The 1456-nt window shown below is 66.7% G+C and carries 1 protein-coding gene; it reads left to right on the top strand.

Annotated elements, in window-relative coordinates:
• The first annotated feature begins 49 nt into the window (after positions 1–49).
• Entirely contained in the window at positions 50–1447 is a 1398-nt protein-coding gene (locus EUA06_RS22230) for an IS30 family transposase (RefSeq protein ID WP_129479879.1), read from the top strand.
• Positions 1448–1456: the final 9 nt, after the last annotated feature.

Below are 1456 nucleotides of genomic sequence, written 5' to 3'. Positions count from 1 at the left end.
CAGGGCGGATTCAACCGGTCGTCGCAACACCCCGTCATGGAGGTGTTGAGTGGTACGTCGTCAGCAAGCAGCAGATCGGGCGATCCGGCAGAAACTTCGGTCGCCGGGTCACCCGAAGTTCCATCGCCGTGTCGAGGTCGCGTTCTGGGCCGAGATCGCCAAGGGCTTTCTGCCCATCGAGGCCGCCGCGACGGTCGGCGTGGCGCAAGCGGTCGGTCAGCGGTGGTTCCGCCACGCTGGCGGGATGGCGCCGTTCGACCTGACGTTCAAGCCCACGGGCCGGTACCTGTCGTTCGCTGAGCGTGAGGAGATCGCGCTGCTTAAGGCCCAGGACAAGGGCGTGCGCGAGATCGCCCGAGCCATCGACCGCGATCCCGCAACGGTGTCACGCGAGCTACGCCGGAACGCCGCCACCCGCGCCGGAAGTACCGGCTATCGGGCGTCGGTCGCTCAGTGGAAGGCCGACATGGCGGCCAAGCGCCCCAAGCCCGCGAAGCTCGTCGCCAACCCTCGCCTGCATGCCTACGTTCACGAGCGGCTGTCGGGACAGATCAAGACGCCGGACGGCAAGGTCGTCCGCGGTCCGGAGCCACCACGGTTCACCGGCATCAACAAGCCCCACCGCAAGCATCGCGGGTGGTCGTCGGCGTGGAGCCCGGAACAGATCAGTAACCGGCTCAAGGTCGACTTCCCCGATGATGAATCCATGCGCATCAGCCACGAGGCGATCTACCAGTCGCTCTACATCGAGGGCCGCGGCGCGTTGAAGCGCGAGCTGGTCTGGTGCCTGCGCACTGGCCGCGCGTTGCGGGCGCCGCGTGAGCGATCACGGCGCAAGACCTGGGCACACGTGACGCCCGAGACGTTGATCAGCGAACGCCCCGCTGAAGCCGAGGACCGTGCCGTTCCCGGCCACTGGGAAGGCGACCTGCTGATCGGGCTGGAACGCTCGGCGATCGGCACCGTCGTCGACCGCACGACCAGGTTCACGATGCTGGTCCACCTCCCGCGTGAGGAGGGCTACAGGCACAAGGAGACGCCGAGGAACGGCCCCGCATTGGCCGGCTACGGCGCGCTCACGATGAAGAACGCGCTGGCGAGCACTATGTCGACGCTGCCGACCGAACTGGCGAGGTCGCTGACCTGGGACCGCGGGAAGGAGATGTCCGCGCACGCCAAGTTCAGTGTCGAAACCGGGATCCCGGTGTTCTTCGCTGACCCGCAATCGCCTTGGCAGCGCGGGACGAACGAGAACACCAACGGCCTGCTCCGCCAGTACTTCCCGAAAGGCACCGACCTGTCGTGCTGGTCGGCCGAGGAGATCGAGGCCGTCGCTCACGCCCTGAACACCCGACCCCGCAAGAGCCTCGGATGGAAGACACCCGCCGAGGCGTTCAACGAGCATCTACTGTTGCTCCAACAAGCCGGTGTTGCATCGACTGGTTGAACCTGGTCA

This window comes from Nocardioides glacieisoli, assembly GCF_004137245.1.
Taxonomy (GTDB): Bacteria; Actinomycetota; Actinomycetes; order Propionibacteriales; family Nocardioidaceae; genus Nocardioides; species Nocardioides glacieisoli.
The sequence above is the reverse complement of the archived record's forward strand: the minus strand, read 5'-3'. Positions and strand labels throughout refer to the sequence as shown.